Annotated in this window: 17 protein-coding genes; 10 read left to right on the forward strand and 7 right to left on the reverse strand. The window is 70.7% G+C overall.

Features of this window, described 5'->3' with window-relative positions:
- Positions 1-150: 150 nt before the first annotated feature.
- The 4 genes from ACWCRB_RS43350 (at position 151) to msrA (ACWCRB_RS43365) (ending at position 5,078) form a co-directional block, all read left to right on the forward strand.
- Positions 151-1,269, forward strand: coding sequence for a hypothetical protein (locus tag ACWCRB_RS43350; protein ID WP_451001337.1), 1,119 nt, complete (start codon positions 151-153; stop codon positions 1,267-1,269).
- Positions 1,270-1,468: 199 nt separating this feature from the next.
- Positions 1,469-3,130 (forward strand): M48 family metalloprotease, encoded by a 1,662-nt coding sequence (locus ACWCRB_RS43355; RefSeq protein WP_451001338.1) that lies wholly within the window; start codon positions 1,469-1,471, stop codon positions 3,128-3,130.
- On the forward strand, positions 3,127-4,281 hold the full coding sequence (locus tag ACWCRB_RS43360; RefSeq protein ID WP_451001339.1) for a hypothetical protein: 1,155 nt from the start codon (positions 3,127-3,129) through the stop codon (positions 4,279-4,281). The genes ACWCRB_RS43355 and ACWCRB_RS43360 overlap by 4 nt, the downstream gene beginning before the upstream one ends.
- Positions 4,282-4,406: 125 nt before the next feature.
- A complete protein-coding gene (gene msrA / locus ACWCRB_RS43365) occupies positions 4,407-5,078 on the forward strand; it encodes a peptide-methionine (S)-S-oxide reductase MsrA (RefSeq protein ID WP_451001340.1) in 672 nt (223 codons plus the stop codon).
- A 30-nt stretch (positions 5,079-5,108) separates the two neighbouring features.
- On the opposite strand, the gene msrA (ACWCRB_RS43370) is transcribed toward msrA (ACWCRB_RS43365), so the two are convergent.
- The 3 genes from msrA (ACWCRB_RS43370) to ACWCRB_RS43380 form a co-directional block, all read right to left on the reverse strand.
- The gene (msrA, locus tag ACWCRB_RS43370; RefSeq protein ID WP_451001341.1) at positions 5,109-5,621 is read right to left on the reverse strand and encodes a peptide-methionine (S)-S-oxide reductase MsrA; all 513 of its coding nucleotides are present in this window, start codon (positions 5,619-5,621) and stop codon (positions 5,109-5,111) included.
- A gap of 292 nt (positions 5,622-5,913) precedes the next feature.
- Positions 5,914-6,465, reverse strand: coding sequence for a DUF3455 domain-containing protein (locus tag ACWCRB_RS43375; protein WP_235475239.1), 552 nt, complete (start codon positions 6,463-6,465; stop codon positions 5,914-5,916).
- Between the two features lie 526 nt (positions 6,466-6,991).
- A complete protein-coding gene (locus ACWCRB_RS43380; RefSeq protein WP_451001342.1) occupies positions 6,992-9,184 on the reverse strand; it encodes a hypothetical protein in 2,193 nt (730 codons plus the stop codon).
- Between the two features lie 197 nt (positions 9,185-9,381).
- Here ACWCRB_RS43380 and ACWCRB_RS43385 point away from each other — a divergent pair, with 197 nt between their 5' ends.
- Positions 9,382-9,990, forward strand: a complete 609-nt coding sequence (locus ACWCRB_RS43385; RefSeq protein WP_451001343.1) for a TIGR04222 domain-containing membrane protein — start codon at positions 9,382-9,384, stop codon at positions 9,988-9,990.
- Between the two features lie 38 nt (positions 9,991-10,028).
- On the opposite strand, the gene ACWCRB_RS43390 is transcribed toward ACWCRB_RS43385, so the two are convergent.
- Positions 10,029-10,316, reverse strand: coding sequence for a DUF1905 domain-containing protein (locus tag ACWCRB_RS43390; RefSeq protein ID WP_235475242.1), 288 nt, complete (start codon positions 10,314-10,316; stop codon positions 10,029-10,031).
- A 125-nt stretch (positions 10,317-10,441) separates the two neighbouring features.
- On the opposite strand from ACWCRB_RS43390, the gene ACWCRB_RS43395 reads away from it, so the two are divergent.
- Positions 10,442-11,101 carry a maltokinase N-terminal cap-like domain-containing protein gene (locus ACWCRB_RS43395; protein WP_451001344.1) on the forward strand — a complete coding sequence of 220 codons (660 nt, stop codon included), beginning with the start codon at positions 10,442-10,444 and terminating at the stop codon, positions 11,099-11,101.
- Between the two features lie 31 nt (positions 11,102-11,132).
- Here the strand turns inward: ACWCRB_RS43395 and ACWCRB_RS43400 are convergent, their stop codons facing one another.
- Positions 11,133-11,816, reverse strand: coding sequence for a class I SAM-dependent methyltransferase (locus ACWCRB_RS43400; protein ID WP_451001345.1), 684 nt, complete (start codon positions 11,814-11,816; stop codon positions 11,133-11,135).
- 98 nt (positions 11,817-11,914) lie between these two features.
- Positions 11,915-12,298 (reverse strand): VOC family protein, encoded by a 384-nt coding sequence (locus tag ACWCRB_RS43405; RefSeq protein WP_451001346.1) that lies wholly within the window; start codon positions 12,296-12,298, stop codon positions 11,915-11,917.
- A 112-nt stretch (positions 12,299-12,410) separates the two neighbouring features.
- On the opposite strand from ACWCRB_RS43405, the gene ACWCRB_RS43410 reads away from it, so the two are divergent.
- Genes ACWCRB_RS43410 through ACWCRB_RS43420 form a run of 3 tightly spaced genes read left to right on the forward strand, consistent with a single transcriptional unit; the run spans position 12,411 to position 15,510 of the window.
- Entirely contained in the window at positions 12,411-13,466 is a 1,056-nt protein-coding gene (locus ACWCRB_RS43410) for an ABC transporter substrate-binding protein (protein ID WP_451001347.1), read from the forward strand.
- Complete coding sequence (locus tag ACWCRB_RS43415) at positions 13,463-14,461, forward strand: FecCD family ABC transporter permease (protein WP_451001348.1); 999 nt, start codon at positions 13,463-13,465, stop codon at positions 14,459-14,461. Before ACWCRB_RS43410 ends, ACWCRB_RS43415 begins: the two co-directional genes overlap by 4 nt.
- Positions 14,458-15,510 (forward strand): FecCD family ABC transporter permease, encoded by a 1,053-nt coding sequence (locus ACWCRB_RS43420; protein WP_451001349.1) that lies wholly within the window; start codon positions 14,458-14,460, stop codon positions 15,508-15,510. The genes ACWCRB_RS43415 and ACWCRB_RS43420 overlap by 4 nt, the downstream gene beginning before the upstream one ends.
- A 73-nt stretch (positions 15,511-15,583) precedes the next feature.
- Here ACWCRB_RS43420 and ACWCRB_RS43425 read toward each other — a convergent pair whose 3' ends face one another.
- The gene (locus tag ACWCRB_RS43425) at positions 15,584-16,624 is read right to left on the reverse strand and encodes an NAD(P)-dependent alcohol dehydrogenase (protein WP_451001350.1); all 1,041 of its coding nucleotides are present in this window, start codon (positions 16,622-16,624) and stop codon (positions 15,584-15,586) included.
- Positions 16,625-16,795: 171 nt separating this feature from the next.
- On the opposite strand from ACWCRB_RS43425, the gene ACWCRB_RS43430 reads away from it, so the two are divergent.
- Positions 16,796-17,710 (forward strand): helix-turn-helix domain-containing protein, encoded by a 915-nt coding sequence (locus tag ACWCRB_RS43430; RefSeq protein ID WP_451001351.1) that lies wholly within the window; start codon positions 16,796-16,798, stop codon positions 17,708-17,710.
- The last annotated feature ends 128 nt before the right edge of the window (positions 17,711-17,838 follow it).

Raw genomic sequence — 17,838 nt, forward strand, 5'->3', positions numbered from 1 at the left:
GGCGGACCCACTCCCCCGACCGGTCTGGGGGCGCAGCCCCCAGGGGACGGGAATGGGTAGGGGCGGCGGGGGCGAAGAAATCCGGGCAGCCGTGGGCCTTGTCCTGGACCGGGTTGGCCAATTGTCAGACCCGTCTGGTTCGCTTGTGGCATGGAGATTCTCTGGGTCCTGATGGCGCTGGTCATGCTCGGCTTCGTGGTGTTGCCGTTCGTGCGGCGCAGCCGTGCCGGTATTCAGCAGGTCTCGCCCGGTGACCCGGACGCCGCGGACCCGGCGAACTACGGGTTCGTCCGGCAGGAGGCGCTGGACATCCGGATGCCCGGCCCCGACCAGGATCTGCTCGATGTCCTCGACGTCGTGCAGCGTTCGCAGGACTACAGAGCGGCGTCGCAGCTGCTCATCGGCACCGAGAAGGACGGCGAGCGGCGCTGGCAGCGCGTGCAGGCCTTCGCGGGCGCCGCGTCGCTGGAGCTGCAGCAGCGCCCCGGCGGGGTGAGCGAGTCGCCGGGCGGGCAGTGGCTGCGGGTGTGGCGGACGGAGGCGCCCAAGGACGCGGGCGGCGCGGCCGTGCACGCGGAGTTCCTGGTGCAGCAGGCATGGCGGTCCTCGACGCCGGGCACGGACGAGTTCCGGATCATCATGGAGGAGGCGAGGTCGGCGTGCGGCGAGGCGGCGCTCCTCTCCCCCGGTGACCCGGTCCCGTACATCGTCGAGCTGTCGGTGGCACGAGGACTGGCGTACTCCCAGCCGGAGTTCGAGCAGCTCTGGCTGAAGATCCTCGACCGCGCCCCGGACCACATGGGGGCGCATCTCGCGGCCCTGCACTACTGGTGCGAGAAGTGGCACGGCTCGCGCGAGCTGGCGATGTCGTTCGCGGAAGCCGCGGCGGCCCGGGCCCCGCAGGGCTCGCTGCTGGCGGCGATGCCCCTGTTCGCGGTCTTCGAGCATCTGCCCGAGGTGAACCTGGTCAGCGGTTTCTACCAGAGCGAGGTCGTGACGAAGGCGGTCCACGGCGCGCTGTTCGCCGTCCACGCGGCCCGCCCGGACGACCCGATGCTGGCCCACGTACGCCATCTGCTGATCTTCTTCCTGGTGCGCTCCGAGCGCTGGGCGGAGGCCATGAACCAGCTGGTGCACGTCGACGGCCACGTGGGCGCCCTCCCCTGGACCCTCACCGCCGACCCGGCGGCCGAGTTCGCGATCTACCGCGCGCTGGCCGTGGCGGGGTACGAGGCGAACGGGGGGAGTCCGGCGACGCTGCTGCGGTGAGGTGAGCCGGGAGATCGGCCGGAGGGACCGTACATACACGCCCACGCGGGACATGAGCGTCCGGTGGCATGGCCATGTCTTGCCTGCCAGCGTGCCCGTACGCGATACTCCGCTTTCCCCCACCCGCCGGTCATGACCCCACCGCTCGGCCGCGCGCCCTTTCCACCGTCCCCGTTCCCCGTGGAGGGATCCCGGCCCGATGGGCTCGACCCTGCGCGCGTTGCGCGCTCTCGTACTGCTCGCCGGCTTCTATCTGCTCGGCGTGCTCCTGCTGGCGGTGCTCGCCGGCGCCGACTACCTGCTCTTCGCGCACACCCCGGCCGCCGTCGCGACGAAGCTGGCCGTCGTCTCCGTACTGCTGGCGATTCCGCTCGTCCGCGGGCTGTTGATGCTCCGTACGCCGAAGGGCGAGGAGCCTTCCGGGCTGCCCGTCACCGAGGCCGATGAGCCCGAACTCTGGCGTACCGTGCGGGAGTTGGCCGACCAGGTCGGCACCCGCGCCCCGTCCCGCATCGTCCTCATGGGCGACACCAACGCCGCCGTCAGCGAGGACGCCCGGCTGCTCGGCCTGTTCCCCGGGCCGCGCCGGCTCTATCTCGGCGTCCCCCTCATGCAGGGCCTGACCGAGGCTCAGCTGCGCGCGGTCCTCGCCCATGAACTCGGCCACTACGCCGGCTCCGACACCCGCCTCGCCGCCCTCACCCTGCGCGGACGCACCCAACTCGTGCGCACGATAAGGAACTTCGAGGCGCGGGCGGGCAGCACGGAGGCCCGGGAGCGCGCCCGGCAGGAGCGGAAGAACGCCAAGGCCGAGGCGAAGGGCAAGGAGGCCCGGGAGGTCGACACGGGCCGCGCGGGCGTCACGTACCGCACGATGGCCCGCATCTACACCGCGTACGCCAAGCTGTACCTGCGCGCCACGCTCGCCGACTCCCGCCGCCAGGAGTACGCCGCCGACGCCTCGGCCGCCCGGATCGCCGGCCGCGACGCCACCGCGTCCGCACTGCGCGAAATCCCGGTCCTGGAGGGCGCGTTCGGGTTCTACATCCGCTGCTACGCCACCCTGGGCAGCGAAGCCCGGCTGCTGCCGCCGCCCGGTGAGGTGTTCGGCGGCTTCGGCCGGATGCTCTCCGCCCGGCAGCTCGAACTGGCGGGCCTGCGCAGCGAGTTGCCGACGGAGCCGACATCCCCGTACGACTCCCACCCGCCGATCGCCGACCGCGTACGCCGTATCGAGCTGCTCCCCGCGGACGGCCGCGCGGACGAGGCCCACGGCGCGGCGATCGCCCTTCTGACCGACGAGAAGCGGGCGTACGCGGCGCTGGAGGACGCGGTACTGACGGACGAGGTACGGCAGTTCAGGCGTACCGCCGACTGGCAGGAACTCCTCGACGGCGCGATGGCGGGGAACCTCGCCGCGCTGAACACGCCGTTGCACCGCGCCCTGGTCCTCTACACGAAGGCCAGCCCGACTCTCCCGGCCCTCCTCACCCTCATCGACGACGGCCAGCTGTGGCAACTGGCGCGCAGACTGCCCCTGTCGGACGAGGCGGTCGCGGCGAAGGGGCGGGCGTTCCGTGAGTTCGTACGCCCGACGCTGCACAACTCGCTGCACAGCATGGTGATGGCGGAGTTCAGCGCGCGGTCGCGGATGCGCTGGGAGTTCTCCTGGGAGCAGTCGGCGAAGGCGCGTCTGCTCCCGGCGCCGGGCAGCGCCCCCGACGACGGCGCCTCCGAACTCGACGCCTCTATCGGCGCCGCCGTGGACAGGGCCCTGGCCGACCACCCGGACACCGCCCCGCTGCGCGCCCTGCTTCCCCCCGCTCCCCGCTCCTCCCGAGAAACGGACGCTCCCCGATGACCGTACTGCTGTGGATCCTGGGCATCCTGGCCGTGCCCACCCTGATCTTCGTGCTGTGGCTGGGCGGGGTGTTCGTCAAGGAGTTCTTCGCGCAGATGTCGGGGGCCGCCGGCGACGAGGACGGTGACGGCGGTGCGGCGGCCGCCGAGCAGCTCGGGCTGCTGCCCGCCGAACGGCAGAACACGAAGTCCGCGGGACCGCTGCCGGCCGGCTGGGAGGCGGCGCTCGACACGGTGCGCGGCGGTGACAAGGATGCCTGGAAGACGGCCGCCGAGTTGCTGCGCGGCATCGGCCGGGACTGGGAACGCCGTTCGCTGGCCGCGTACCTGCTGGCGGAGATCGCCGCCGAGGACGACGGCTGGCTGCTCGCCTGGGAGGCCGACGGACCGCACGGCCCCGACGACCCGGACGCTGCCCTGGTCCGCGCCCGCAGCACGGTGATCCTCGCCTGGAAGATCCGCGGCGCCAAGCTGGCCAGCAACACGACGGGCGAACAGTTCGCGGGCTTCCACCGGCTGCTGCAGCGCTCCCGCGAGGAGATAGCCAGGGCCGCGGCGCTGAACCCGGACGACCCGACCCCGTACGTCACGGAGATCTGGACCGCGCTCGGCCTCGGCTATCCGCACTCCGAGATGGACAAGCTGTGGTCGGAGCTCACCGCCCGCGACCCGCACCACTACGAGGCGCACTTCTCGGCGCTGCAGTACTGGTGCAAGAAGTGGCGCGGCTCGGAGCAGCTGGCGACGGAGTTCGCGGAGCGCGCGGCGTCGGCGGCCCCCCTGGGCAGCCTGCTCACCGTCCTCCCCCTGATCGCCCACTTCGAGCACGACGAGTCGGACGACAGCGCCACCGACCGCACTCCCGAGATGATCGCCCGTGTGAACGCCGGCCTCGCCGACGCCGCCGCGGCCGACCCGACCCACCCGCGCCTCCCGGAACTGCGCCACCTGCTGGCGTACTACCTCGCTCTCCAGGACCGCGACGAGGCCGCGATCGAGCAGTTCAGGCTGGTGGACGGGTATGTGGACGCGCTGCCGTGGCGGTATCACGGCACGGGGATGACGGCGCGGTACTGCCGGATACGGAACCTGGCGGCGCGGGCGGTGACGTCGGCGACGGAGGGGCAGTCCGCGGAGGCCGGGGCGAGCTGAGCCCACGGGCCGAAGAATGGACTCTCCGTTCTAATCTATTCGTGGCGACGGAATGCTGGCAGCATCGAGGGTGTCGCCGTCGATGCCGCCGGCGTCCAGTGCACAGCTGCCTTACGGAGACCCACATGTTCTTCGGCCGTACCCCTCAGCTGCCCACCCCCGAACAAGCGCTCAAGGGCAGGCCCGCACTCCCGTACGAGGTCCCCGACCGCCACGCCGTCCTCGGCAACCCGCTCCTCGGGCCCTACCCCGAGGGCCTGGAGACCGCCGACTTCGGCCTGGGCTGCTTCTGGGGCGCCGAACGCAAGTTCTGGCAGCTCCCGGCGGGCGTGTGGACCACGCTGGTCGGCTATCAGGGCGGCTACACCGAGCACCCGGTGTACGAGGAGGTCTGCTCGGGCCTGACCGGCCACACGGAGGCGGTCCGTGTGGTCTTCGACCCCCGGCAGATCTCGTACGAACGTCTGCTCCAGCTCTTCTGGGAGTCCCACAACCCGACCCAGGGCTTCCGCCAGGGCAACGACGTCGGCACCCAGTACCGCTCCGCCGTCTACACCCACACCCCGGCCCAGGCGGCCGCGGCGGAGTCGTCCCGCGAGGCGTACCAGAAGGTGCTGGCGGACTCCGGCTACGGGGAGATCACCACCGAGATCCTCCCGGCGGAGGGGCGGGTGTTCTACCCGGCGGAGGGGTACCACCAGCAGTACCTCTCGGACGGCAAGAATCCGGACGGGTACTGCGGGCTGGGTGGGACAGGGGTCTCGTGCCCGATCGGTGTGGCCGGCGCGGGCGGCTGAGACTCTCCGCCGCCCGCGTGCGCGGTCCGGTCAGCCCGTCGTGCGGCTCGGCAGGCGCCAGCCGGGGCGCGGGAAGTGGCAGGTGTAGCCGTTCGGGTAACGCTGCAGATAGTCCTGGTGCTCGGGCTCGGCCTCCCAGAAGGGGCCGACCGGCTCCACCTCGGTGACGACCTTGCCCGGCCACAGTCCGGAGGCGTCCACATCCGCGATCGTGTCCTCGGCGATCCGCTTCTGCTCGTCGTCCACGTAGTAGATCGCGGAGCGGTAGCTGAGCCCGATGTCGTTGCCCTGGCGGTTCTTGGTGCTGGGGTCGTGAATCTGGAAGAAGAACTCCAGGATCGCGCGGAAGTCGGTGGCCTCGGGGTCGAAAAGGATCTCGATGGCCTCCGCGTGCGTGCCGTGGTTCCGGTACGTCGCGTTCGGCACGTCCCCGCCGGTGTATCCCACCCGGGTCGCCGTCACGCCCGGGAGCCGGCGGATCAGGTCCTCCATCCCCCAGAAGCATCCACCAGCCAGCACGGCCCTCTGCGTCTGCGCAGCCATTGAGGCTCCTCCACTCTCTGTCGGCTCGATCACTCTCGGGCGGCTCGGCTCGCACACCACCGGCATTCCCTGCCCACTCCGCTCAACGCACGAGACCACCGGGCGATTCCGTGCCCGCCCGGCCGGTCCTGCGGTCAGGTCAGTGGCGGTCGTAGCGGTGCCGGTCACACGGATCGCGCCACCGCCCCGGAGCGCCCGGAGGGTACGTGAAATCCCCGGCGCCTGATGGCACCGGGGACCTTCGCGTTACGTCACTTCTGGCCCTGGCACCGAGGAAGTCGACGGCCCATGACTACTTGGCGGGCTTGTAGAACGTGTACGTCGCCGAGTACGGGACGCTGACCTGGTCCGTGCCGGTGCAGGCCGTGGTCGGGGCCACGCCGCCTCGGGTGTTGAGGCGCTGGATGTAGGAGACGTCCGCGAAGACGCCCGTGCCGCGCGTCGCGGTGGACTGGAGGAGGAGTTCCGGGATCGTGCCCGTCTTGGGGGAGTTGGCGATGGCGGCGGCGTTGACCGCGCTGCCGTCGATCGTGGACACCCAGACCGGGCCGCGGGAGTGGAGGGCGACCGTGCGGCGGGAGTGGTCGTTCTTGGCCCAGAGGGTGGCGGCCGGCTCCAGCAGCTTCCAGGCGCCGTCCGTGCAGGTGTAGGTCTGGACGCCTTCGGCGGAGAAGACGCCGGTCAGTCTGTTGCCGTCCGGGACCTTCAGTGCGGCGGGAGCGTCGACGACGGGGCGGACCGTCTGCACGGGAGCGGCCTGGCCGACCGTCGCGCCCAGGAGCGTGGCGGCGGATGCGGCGGCGAGAGCCGTGGTGGTGAGGATGATTCGCTTGGCGAGTTTCATCGGGTTTGTCTCCAGAACGTTTCTGAACTCTGAGCTGAGAGCTACGAGCTGTGAGCTGCGAGCCATGAGTCGTGAACCAGGGCGCGGGTGCGGTCTCGATTTCGCTCATGTTCCTGTGCCGGGGGCCCTGCGGTTCGAGGAATTGTCCGGGCGCAGTGAGCGGTGATGTGCCATCAGACCCGCGCTGTGCCGTGAGGATCAACCACGAGAACGTGAACGAGTCGTGGGCATCACGTTCCCCCGTGGTGATCATCACGGCTCATGCGTACGGAGTATCGCCGGACGGGTTCCGGATCGGCCAGGGACTGCAGGGCACGCGCATGGTCACGTCGGCGTGGACTTCGGGGCGTTCGACGTGCCGTCAGGGCAGTTGCCGTGGTGGAAAACGGCTCGGGCGGCGCTCGCGCAGTGAGCGCGGGCGCCGCCCGGAGCGACGTGAACGGCGAGGAAAGCGAAAGGACTTGAGTCAGTTGGAGTGAATGAGAAGGAAGCCCCTTCATGGCCTCGCCGTCGGCAACGCTAGCACTCAGGCCGGGATCAGGTCGCGCAGGTTTTCGAGGGTGATGATCCGGGAGTCCGGGTGCAGGCCCTCGGGGCGTTCGAGGCCGATGTACGTCACCGGCTCGGCCGGGGCCGGGTCTGCCGGGTCGCCGTCCCACAGGTCAACTGCCGTGGTGTCGACGGACATCAGGTCGATCAGGTACCCCACCGTCAGCTGCTCGCGCTCCACGACCGCGCGCACCACCTTCGACACCGACACCTGGTTCTCCTCGACCCGGTTGGCATCCGAGATGCCCTTCAGATACAGGTGCAGCCACTTCGCACGCCACCGGCCGTCGTCCTCACGCCGGAACACCAGCGGCAGCGCGACCCGGCCCACCCCACGCAGCTCCGACTTCGTCCGCACCGTGCGCGGCTCGAACGGCCGGCCCTTCTGGTCGCTGTCGCGCAGCATGAAGCCGAAGAACGACTCCTCGGCCTCCTCGAAGCTTTCGCCTGCGTAGATGTTGACCTGCGGAACGATGAACGTGCTGCGCACCCGGTCCAGGGACAGGTCGATGAACTCCGAGGCCCCGTCGGGTGCTTCGGTGATGTCGCCCGAGTGCCGGCCCCCGACCGCAGTGAGGGACGTGTAGGAGAGCCAGGTGTCGGTGCTGTAGTCGGGGTGGAGGAGGAGCGCCGACAGGTCGTAGTCGGTGCGGCGGTCCTTCTCCTTCCAGTACACGAAGAAGCGCAGCCGTTCGCCGTCGACCGCCGAGACCGACCCTCGCGGCAGCACGCCGAACCCCTGCGCGGTCGCCCTGCCGCTGAGCGGGAGCGCCACGTCGAGGACGTCCGGGTCGACGAGGAGCCGGCCCGGTGCCGGGAGCCGGCGGCGCAGTTCGGCGTCGAGGGCGGCGATCAGACGGTCGCGGTCGGCGGCCGGTACGGTCGGGCGGTGGTCGGGGGTCACCCAGGCGCGGCCCCGGCGGTTGACGAAGATCCGGGGCGCGTCGCTCTCCCGCTCCCGGTTGTGGAAGTGCTCGCGCACCGAGAGCACGACCCGTCCGGAGACCTCGGGAGCGACCCGTACCGCGGCGGCCACCACCGCGTCGCGCTCCGTCTGGTCGGCGGCGATGCGCAGCAGCAGGTCCAGGGCGCGGAACAGCCTGCCGGGAGCGGACTCCAGCAGCTTCACCGCGCCGAGCACGTCGAACTCGTCGAGCAGCTTGTCCACCCGGCTGTCGAAGGACCGTGCCTCCTTCTCGCCCCGCGCGACGGCGAACACGTCGGCGGCGTGCGGCCAGCGCGGGTACTCGTGCGGGTGGAGCCGCTCACCGAGCCGCTTGAAGGGCTCGCGGTACGCGTGTACGTCGGCCAGCTTCGCCGGGTTCGCCGCGATCACGGCGTCCAGGCCCGCGAGCAGCGCCCGCCGCACCGGCCGCGACAGCGACCGGAACGGGGTCGGTTCCTGGAGGGTCACGTCACCGCCCGACAGCGCGCAGGCGAGCCGCAGTACGTCGGTGACGGTGTCGATGAGCAGGTCCGCACCGGCGCCGACGCGGACCTCGTTCACGACGGCGCGGATCTCCCGTACCGGGATCGCCTCCGGCTGCGGCCCGAGCGCGCACCGCTCGGCGAGGGCCTCGAGGTCGCGCAGGTCGTCCTCGCCCAGCGGGGTCGTGCTGCCCACCAACGCCAGGTACAGGTCGGTGAGTTCGTCGTCCAGGTCCCGGCCGAGGTGCAGCACGGTCACCCGGTCCCCGGCAGAGGCGATCAGCTCGTCCTGCGCCGCGAGCATCTCCTCGTACGTGTGCTGGTAGCGCCCGTACGTGGGGAGGCTGAGCAGATCCAGCACGCCGTGCGCGAGCTGCGTGAGCACACCCTCCCGCGCCTTCTCGTCGCCGAGGGCCTGCGCCACGCACCGCGTCCAGAACTCCTCGGTGTCGGGCACGTTCGCCGGGAAGTCGATGAAGTACGTGTTGTGCCGGACGTGGTCGCCGACCATCTCGCTCACCGTACGCAGCGTCCGCCTGGCGGTGTGCAGAACCGCGGCCTCGGACAGCCCCGACAGCCGCTCCAGCAACTCCGCCGAGAGCTTGAAGCCCACGGAGGCCAGCGCCACGTCGAACTGCCGCGCGACGGCGGCCCCTTGACCGGCAGAAGCCCCGAGGGAGCCCTTGGGCGAGGCAACGCGGTGGGTGTGCCGGATGACCAGCGATTCGAAACTGTGCGCCATTCCGGGATGGTCGCAGAGAGGGGCGAACCGGCGCATCGGAGTTTTTTCGCACGCACTCGGACGTCGTACGACGACGGGGCTCGTTCCCCCGCGGCCGGAAAGCTCAACTCTTGCTCTGAAGTGACAGGGGACAGGATTGTGCGCTGTCCTGCGGGGCGACACTGCGAGCAGACAAGGCGTCCGAAGGGGGGTTCGGCATGCGAATCGCGTTCCGGCGGTCCGTACCGGCGACGGGGACGACAGAGGAGTCCAGGGCTGCCCTGGACTCCTACGACGTCGCCTTCCTGGCGGGCGGGCCGCAGAGGGTGGCGGACAGCGCGCTGATCGCCCTGTCCGAGCGCGGCCTGCTGAGGCTCGGCGGTTCACGAGTACGTGCCGCGGGTGAGGCGCCGCCTCAACACCCGGTCGAGGGCGCCCTGTTCGCTTTGTGCCCGCGAAGCAGGAACACCGCCTCCGTACTCACCGCCCTGCAACGCTCCCCGGAGGTCGAGGAGATCGCCCGCCGACTTGCCGCACAGAACCTGGTGACGGGCTCTCGGCGCCGACCGACCCGTCTGGGCAGACGGCAACTGCGCGCAGCCGAACGGGCCGAGGGACTGCCGGAGTACGTCTTCAGCGGCCCCGCTGCCCTCCCGCCCGGCCCGGTCCGACGCGGCGTCGCGAGCGCACGGCCGATCCCGTCCGGTCTGGGCCGAACCCTGATCCGCATGGGCAAGGCCCTGGACCGCGACCACGACTCCGACTCCGACCCGGGTTCCGACTCGGGCAGCGCCTTCAGCTGTGGCGGTGGAAGCGGCAGCGACTGAGGGGAGGTTGACTCCGACGACTGCCTGGGGACCAGAAACTAGAGGCGAACAGCGATCTCCACGGCGACGTCGTCCCCCGCCGAGATGTCCTGCCGCTTGCGTACGGCGGCCTTGAGCGGCAGCAGATAGCCACCGTCCTTCGGGAAGAGGGACGTCTCGAAGACGACTTCGCCGATCCGTGCCTCGACGGGGATCACTCCCCAGCCGTACGACGCCATCGCGGCCACTTCGCGGATGTCGGCGGATTCCTCGTCCGGTACGGGGACGAAGTAGTACGGCGCCGGTCCGCGCCACTCGATCACCCGGCCTGCGAAGGCGAGTTCCACTGTGTCGGTCCCCTTTCGCGGCCTGCCTCTGCCGCTCACGGTGGCCAGGCTAGGGCTGGAACGGCCCACGTTCAAACAACCGTACGGCAGGGGAATCATCGGCTGACGGCGGAAGTTCACGAGACATGGCTGTCATCCACCACACGACCATGTCCCCCGGCAAGCTGGAACTGCTCACCGCCTGGCTGCCCACGCGGCCCTGGTACGTCGGCACAGGGCGTGCGCCCGAGCTGGCCAAGGTCGGCGGGTTTCGGCTCGACGATCCGGAGGGGGAGGTGGGCATCGAGTTCATGGTGGTCACGGACGCCGCCGACGAGACCCCGCGCTCCTACCACGTGCCCCTCAGCTACCGCGGCGCCCCGCTCGACGGAGCCGAGGAGGCACTCGTGGGCACGTCCGAGCACGGCGTGCTGGGCAAGCGCTGGGTGTACGACGGGACCCAAGACCCGGTCCTCGTCGCCCAGTTGATCGCCCTCCTCCAAGGCCGCACCGAAGCGCAGGCCCAGAGCGTGTCCGACACTCCCGACGCCTCTGTCACCCGTCACTTCACGGGAGCCGAGGTCGACGCCGAGGTCACCTCCCTCGCCGTCACCGATGGACAGCACGGCACCGCCGTAGCCGTGGAAACTGCTGCGCGCACCCTGACACTCGAAGTGACGCGCGTCCTCTCGCCGGAGCAGCAGGACCCGGCGGCCGGCGCACCCGAGGCTCAGGGGCACATCACCGCCGGCTGGCGCCTGCCCGACGGCGGCGAGGGTCGCGCCCAGTTCGTACTACTGCGCTGACGAGACAAGGGGCCCGCACCCCGTACGTACGTCAAACCGCTTGGCGGTAGTACGACGCCACAGCCGACTGTCCGGTGTAGTTGGGCCCCGCGTCGGGGTCGGCCCCCAGGTAGGTGAAGGGAAGCTCGATCGACCGGCCGCCCCGCAGGCTCAGCCGGTGATGCCGGGCCGAGTAGTCGAAGCCCGCCGCGCGCAGTGCCGCGAGGACCGGGCGGGAGGCGTCGGTGCCGTCGGGGCGCCGTAGCGTCGTGGGGTCGAAGTGGGCGACCAGTCGGCCGGTGTCGGTGAGCCAGGAGGCCGCCCGTTCCAGAAGGGCGAGGCGGTCGCCGATGTAGTGGAGGCCGTGGACGCAGGTGATGAGGTCGTACCGGCGGACCGGGGCCCACCGGCCGAGGTCGGCGGCGACGAGTTCGAGACCGTCGGGCAGCGCGGGCGTCCGCAACGGCCCGACCAGGTCCACGCCGGTGATCACGGCCTGCGGAAGCCGCTGGGCCGCCGCACGAAGGGCCAGCCCTTCTCCGCTGCACAGGTCGAGCCAGGACGGTGCCGGACCGCACCCGTCGAGGAACTCGGCCGGGTCGAAGCCGAGTTCGCGCGCGTAGCTGTTGACGCCGGTCAACACCCGCTCGCGGTTCATCGTGTTGTTGGCCACGACGGAGTGCCCGGCCAACTCGCCGTCGTCGATCAGCCGAGGCGGCGATTGGGTGGCCGTCATGGGCGAAGTACCGTCGTTCACCGAGCAATTGTGCGTCACCGCGGCCACCCAGCACCTGGCACCCGAGCCGCTCAGCCCCCGCCCCCACCCCCGCTGCCCTAACTCCCGCTCCCGTAAGGCCGAGTGAGGATCTCCAGGCTGTGGCCGTTCGGGTCCTCGAAGTATGTTCCCCGGCCGCCGTCGTTCCTGTTGATCTCCTGCGGGCGGTGGTGGAACGGGTCCGCCCAGTACATGAGGCCCGTATCCCGGATGCGGGTGAAGATCGTGTCGAAGTCGTCCTCCGAGACCAGGAACGCGTAGTGCTGGGGCGTGATCGTGCCCTCCGTGTCCATGTAGTCCAGGGTCACGCTGTTGGGTATCGCGACCGGGGCGAACGGGCCGAACTGCGGGCTCACCTCCAGGCCGAGGATGTCGGCCAGGAATCGCGCCGAGGTCTTCTTGTCGTGCGCAGCGACGATGGTGTGGTTCAGCTGGACTGTCATCTGTGAACCCCCTTTGTCTCCTTCTCCCACGCTACGACCCCGTGTCCACCCCGCCCGGCAGGCAAGTTAAGGTAAGGCTTGCCTTAGAAATTGACCTGTTGCGGAGTGACAAGTGCGTACGTTGAAGTGGCAGGCCGTCGTGGCCGCGATCCTCGCCGGAGGGCTGCTGACCAGCTGCTCGTCGGCCTCCGACAACGATGCCAAGGCGGCCGGCGCAGAAGCCCGCAACCCTGTCATGGGTGCCTCCGAGGGTGCCTCCCAAGGCCCCTCGGCCGCCCCCTCCGCCCTCGCCGACGGCATGGGCTCCGACGTCGGCACGGACGGCACCTTCCCCCGTACCGTCACCCACTTCAAGGGCACGACCACCCTCAAGACCGCGCCCACCCGGATCGCCGTCCTCAGCACCGGACAGCTCGACGATCTCCTCTCCCTCGGGCTCGTCCCGGCCGCCACCACCCGCGCCGACAACGCCGGGCTCGTCCCCGACTACCTCGCCGACGCCTTCCCGCAGGACAAGGCGAAGCTCGCCGCCATGACCGACGCGGGCACCCGGCAGGCGCCGAACCTCGAAACCCTCGCCGCCGCCAAGCCCGATCTCATCCTCGCCAACGACTCCCTCGGCGACCTCTACCCCAAGCTCTCCAAGATCGCGCCGACCGTCGTCACCGCCGGCAACGGCATCAACTGGAAGCGCGATCTCCTGCTCGTCGGGGAGGCCGTGGGCAAGGGGCAGGCCGCCCAGGACATGGTCGACGACATCGCCGCCGATGCCGCCGAGAAGGGCAAGTCCCTCGGCTCCACCACCGTCTCCATGGTCCGCTTCACCCCCGACCGCACCCGGATGTTCGGCGTCTCCTCCTTCACCGGGTCCATCGCCGTCGACATGGGACTCGGGCGGCCCAAGTCCCAGCAGTTCAGGGCGATTTCGGAGGACATCGGGGCCGAGAGCATCGACACCGCCGACGCCGACTGGATCTTCTACTCCGTGCAGGGGGACGCCGGCAAGACCGATGCCGCGAGTGTCGTCGCCGGGCCGCTCTGGAAGTCCATGAAGGCCGTCACCGCCGGGCACGCCGTCAAGGTCGACGACGACCCCTGGTACCTCAACGCCGGCCCGACCGCCGCCCGTCTCGTCGTACGACAGCTCGCCGAGCACATCGGCAAGTGAGCCCCCGTATAGGCGCACGTATCGCCTGGCCGGCGGCCGTCCTCGTGGTGGCCGCCGTCTCCCTCCTCAGCCTCGCCGTCGGTACCCGGCCCGTGCCGCCGGGTGCCGTCCTCGACGCGCTGCTGCACGGCGGGAGTACGCCGGACGCGCTGGTCGTACGTTCGCTGCGGGTGCCCCGGACCGAGATCGGGCTCACCGCCGGGGCCGCCCTCGGGCTCGCCGGGGCCGCGCTCCAGGCCGTCACCCGCAACCCGCTCGCCGACCCGGGCATCCTCGGGCTCAGCCAGGGCGCGGCGGCCGGCGTCGTGTTCGCCATCGCGCTCGGCCTCGCGAACGGCTTCGGCGGATACGTCTGGTACGCCTTCGCCGGTGCCGTCGTCGCCGCCTGCCTGGTGTACGCCATCGCCTCCCGCGGCCGGGGCGGCGCCTCCCCCGTGAAACTCGCCCTCGCCGGTACCGCGCTGGCCGCGATGACCGGCGGGGCCACCACCGTCGTCCTCACCTCCAGCTCGGCCACGCTCGACCAGTTCCGCTTCTGGCAGGTGGGCGCGCTCAGCGGACGGGACGCGGACACGGTCGCGCGGATGCTGCCGTTCCTCGTCGCCGGGGCACTGCTCGTGCTGGCCTGCGCCCCCGGCCTCGACGCCCTCGCACTCGGCGACGACACGGCCCGCGCGCTCGGCCACCGGGTGCATGTCGTACGGGGTGCCGCGGCACTCGGCGCGACCCTGCTGACGGCCGCCGCGGTCGCCGCCGCCGGGCCGATCGCCTTCATCGGCCTGGCCGTACCCCACCTGGCCAGGCGCATCCTCCCCGGCAGCCATCGCCGCATCCTCCCCCTCTCCGCCCTCCTCGGCGCGGCCCTGCTCCTGGCCGCCGATGTCGCCGGACGGGTCGTACGGGCGCCCGCCGAGGTCCCGGCCGGTGTCATGACGGCGCTGGTCGGCGTGCCTGTGCTGGTGGTGCTCGTACGTCGGAAGGTGGCGAGTACGTGACCGCCGGCACTCCGGGCTCCCTCCCTCGCGGGGTCGCCGTACTGCGACCCGGGCCCCGCCTCTCGCTCCTCCTGCACCGACGGTCGGCCCTCGTAGCCGTCGCACTTCTGGTCGTGCTCGCCCTGGCAATGGGGATATCCGCGTGTGTCGGGCAGACGTACATCCCGCCCGGTGAGGTGTGGGAGGCCATCCGAAGCGGCAGCGGACCCCACGATCTCGTCGTCAATGAGCTGCGGGTGCCCCGGATCGTCCTCGGGGCGCTCGTCGGGGCCGCCCTCGGGCTGGCGGGGGCGCTCGTGCAGAGCGTGACGCGCAATCCGCTGGCCAGCCCGGACGTCATCGGCGTCGGGCACGGGGCCGCCGCCGCGACCGTGCTGGCGCTCGCCACCGGGGCAGTCGCCTCGCCGGGGGCCATGCCCGCCGTGTCCGTCGCGGGCGGGCTCGCGGCTGCCGCGCTGGTGTACGTACTCGCCTGGCGGCGCGGGATGCAGGCGAGCCGGTTCGTGCTGACGGGGGTCGGAATCGGCGTCGCACTCTCGGCTGTCGTCCAGCTCTACCTCACCGACAGCGAACTTGAGGCCGCCGAGCAGCTCAAACTGTGGCTCACGGGCAGCCTGAACGGACGCGGCTGGGAACAGGCGGGCCCGCTGACCGTCGTACTCCTGGTGTGTCTCCCCGGCCTGATATGGGCCAGCAGAGCGCTGCGGCCCCTCGGCCTGGACACCGACACTGCCGCCGCGCTAGGCGTACGGATACAGCGAACGCAGCTCGGCCTGACCGTCCTGGGGGTCGTCCTGGCCGCCGTGGCGACCGGCGCCGCCGGCCCGATCGGCTTCATCGCACTCACCGCACCCCAACTGGCGAAACGCCTCACCCGCACCCCTCAACTTCCGCTGCTGGGCTCGGCGTTGACGGGGGCAGTGGTACTGGTCGGGGCCGACCTGACGGCCCGCACGCTGATGCCCCCACTGGAAATCCCAGTGGGGGCACTAACAGCACTGGTGGGCGGCCCGTACTTGCTATGGCTCCTGGCAGCCCGGCGCCCCTAGGGGCGCGGGGCTGTGTCGATGTGCGGCTCCGCCGCGTGGGCGCGACCAGCCCCCACCGACCCGCAGCCGAGAACTAGATCGTCGCGGTGTCGATCACAAACCGGTACCGAACATCACTCGCCAGCACCCGCTCGTACGCCTCATTGATCTGCTCCGCACTGATCAGCTCAATCTCCGACCCCAACCCGTGCTCCGCACAGAAGTCCAGCATCTCCTGGGTCTCCTGAATCCCCCCGATGCCAGACCCCGCAAGGGTCTTACGCCCACCGATCACCGAGAACAGGTTCAGCGCGACAGGCTCCTCGGGCGCACCCACGTTCACGAACGCGCCGTCCGTCTTGAGGAGGGACAGGTACGCGTCCAGGTTCAGCGGAGCGGACACCGTCGACAGGATGATGTCGAACGTGCCGCGCAGTTCCTTGAACGTGGCCTCGTCACTGGTCGCGTAGTAGGACGACGCACCCAGCTTCAGCCCGTCCTCCTTCTTGCGCAGCGACTGTGAAAGGACGGTGACCTCGGCGCCGAGCGCGCTCGCGATCTTGACACCCATGTGGCCGAGGCCACCCATGCCGAGGATCGCGACCTTCTTGCCGGGACCGGCGTTCCAGTGCTTCAGCGGGGAGTACGTGGTGATGCCGGCGCAGAGCAGCGGCGCGGCCACGTCGAGGGAGAGGCCGTCGGGGATGCGGACGGTGTAGTTCTCGTCGACGACGATCTTCTCGGAGTAGCCGCCGTAGGTCGGCTCACCGTTCTTGTCGAGGGCGTTGTACGTGCCGACACCGCCCTTGAGGCAGTACTGCTCCAGGCCGGCCTCACAGTTCTCGCACTCACGGCACGAGTCGACCAGGCAGCCGACGCCCACGTGGTCGCCGACCGTGAACTTGGTGACGCCGGAACCGACCGCCTCGACGACACCGGCGATCTCGTGGCCGGGGACCATCGGGAAGATGGCCTCGCCCCAGCCCTCGCGGGCCTGGTGGATGTCGGAGTGGCAGATACCGGCGAACTTGATGTCGATCAGGACGTCGAACTCGCCGACCTCACGACGCTCGATCGTGGTCCGCTCCAGCGGAGCCTTGGCGGAGGGGGCGGCGTATGCAGCGACAGTGGTCATGCCGGGGGTCTCCTAGGGGGGATTCCGTCCCCGGCCGCCTTCTGACCGGGCACGGCGATCAGTCTGCCGAACGTTCCGCCTTTCACCCAGCCCACGCTTCTGCGTACGTCCGCCGGTCCTACCACTGGCGGGGTCAGGCTCGTGTTCGTACGACCGGGAATACTGGACCGTATGGACGATCAGCCCGAATCCGCGCACCCGGCAGCTCCCGGCACAGGACAGGCCCTGGACCGGCGTGCCGAGCTGAGCGAGTTCCTGCGCACCCGGCGGGCCCGGCTCAAGCCGGAGGACGTGGGGCTGCCGGACTTCGGGCGGCACCGCAGGGTGCCCGGGCTGCGCCGCGAGGAGCTGGCCCAGCTGGCCGGGGTGTCCGTCGCGTACTACACGCGGCTCGAACAGGGCAACGGGCGGAACGTCTCCGCGGAGGTCCTGGACGCCATCGCCCGCGCCCTGCGGCTGACGGGCGCGGAGCACGCCCACCTCACCCACCTGGCGAAGCCGAAGCAGCACAAGAAGAAGCCGTCGGTGCGGGCGCAGGTCGTACGCGGGACGCTGCGGCAGCTGCTCGACACGATGGACGGCGTCCCGGCGTACGTCGCGGGACGGCGTACGGACATCCTGGCGTGGAACTCGATGGCCGCGTCCCTCTTCGGCGACTGGGCCGAGCTGCCTCCGCAGGACCGGAACTGGGCCCGGCTGACGTTCCTTCGCCCCGACTACCACGACCTGTTCCTGGACTGGGAGCAGAAGGCGATCGACATCGTCTGCCATCTCCGCATGGACGCCGGCTGCTACCCGGAGGACGCGAAACTGGCCGCCCTGGTGGGCGAGTTGTCGGTGAAGAGCGAGGAGTTCCGATGCCTGTGGGCCACCCACGACGTCAAGGAGAAGAGCCACGGCGTGAAGCGGTTCCGCCATCCCCTGGTAGGCGAACTGACCCTGAACTTCGAGTCGTTCAGCCTCCCGGACGACAGCGACCAGATGCTCCTCGTCTACCACGCGGAACCGGGCTCACCTTCGGCAGAGGCACTGCGCCTGCTGGCAAGCTGGGGCCGCGACGCGACAAAGGCAGGCGCGGGCTCCTGAACCGGTAGCCGGTCTCGCCCCCGCCGCCCCTACCCGTCCCATCCTCGGGGGCGCTGCCCCCGAACCCCCGCTCCTCAAACGCCTGAGGGGCTGAATCTTCCAGCCCGTCCGGCTTTTGAGGACGAGGC

The sequence above is a fragment of the Streptomyces sp. NPDC002156 genome (assembly GCF_053593675.1).

What these genes read in the sequence shown, in the direction of transcription:
- ACWCRB_RS43360 (WP_451001339.1), top strand. Translation starts at nt 3,127, where the DNA reads ATGACCGTACTGCTGTGGATCCTGGGCATCCTGGCCGTGCCCACCCTG.
- ACWCRB_RS43350 (WP_451001337.1), top strand. Translation starts at nt 151, where the DNA reads ATGGAGATTCTCTGGGTCCTGATGGCGCTGGTCATGCTCGGCTTCGTG.
- msrA (WP_451001341.1), bottom strand. Translation starts at nt 5,621, where the DNA reads ATGGCTGCGCAGACGCAGAGGGCCGTGCTGGCTGGTGGATGCTTCTGG.
- ACWCRB_RS43385 (WP_451001343.1), top strand. Translation starts at nt 9,382, where the DNA reads ATGCGAATCGCGTTCCGGCGGTCCGTACCGGCGACGGGGACGACAGAG.
- ACWCRB_RS43400 (WP_451001345.1), bottom strand. Translation starts at nt 11,816, where the DNA reads ATGACGGCCACCCAATCGCCGCCTCGGCTGATCGACGACGGCGAGTTG.
- ACWCRB_RS43395 (WP_451001344.1), top strand. Translation starts at nt 10,442, where the DNA reads ATGGCTGTCATCCACCACACGACCATGTCCCCCGGCAAGCTGGAACTG.
- ACWCRB_RS43405 (WP_451001346.1), bottom strand. Translation starts at nt 12,298, where the DNA reads ATGACAGTCCAGCTGAACCACACCATCGTCGCTGCGCACGACAAGAAG.
- ACWCRB_RS43430 (WP_451001351.1), top strand. Translation starts at nt 16,796, where the DNA reads ATGGACGATCAGCCCGAATCCGCGCACCCGGCAGCTCCCGGCACAGGA.
- ACWCRB_RS43375 (WP_235475239.1), bottom strand. Translation starts at nt 6,465, where the DNA reads ATGAAACTCGCCAAGCGAATCATCCTCACCACCACGGCTCTCGCCGCC.
- ACWCRB_RS43355 (WP_451001338.1), top strand. Translation starts at nt 1,469, where the DNA reads ATGGGCTCGACCCTGCGCGCGTTGCGCGCTCTCGTACTGCTCGCCGGC.
- ACWCRB_RS43380 (WP_451001342.1), bottom strand. Translation starts at nt 9,184, where the DNA reads ATGGCGCACAGTTTCGAATCGCTGGTCATCCGGCACACCCACCGCGTT.
- msrA (WP_451001340.1), top strand. Translation starts at nt 4,407, where the DNA reads ATGTTCTTCGGCCGTACCCCTCAGCTGCCCACCCCCGAACAAGCGCTC.
- ACWCRB_RS43425 (WP_451001350.1), bottom strand. Translation starts at nt 16,624, where the DNA reads ATGACCACTGTCGCTGCATACGCCGCCCCCTCCGCCAAGGCTCCGCTG.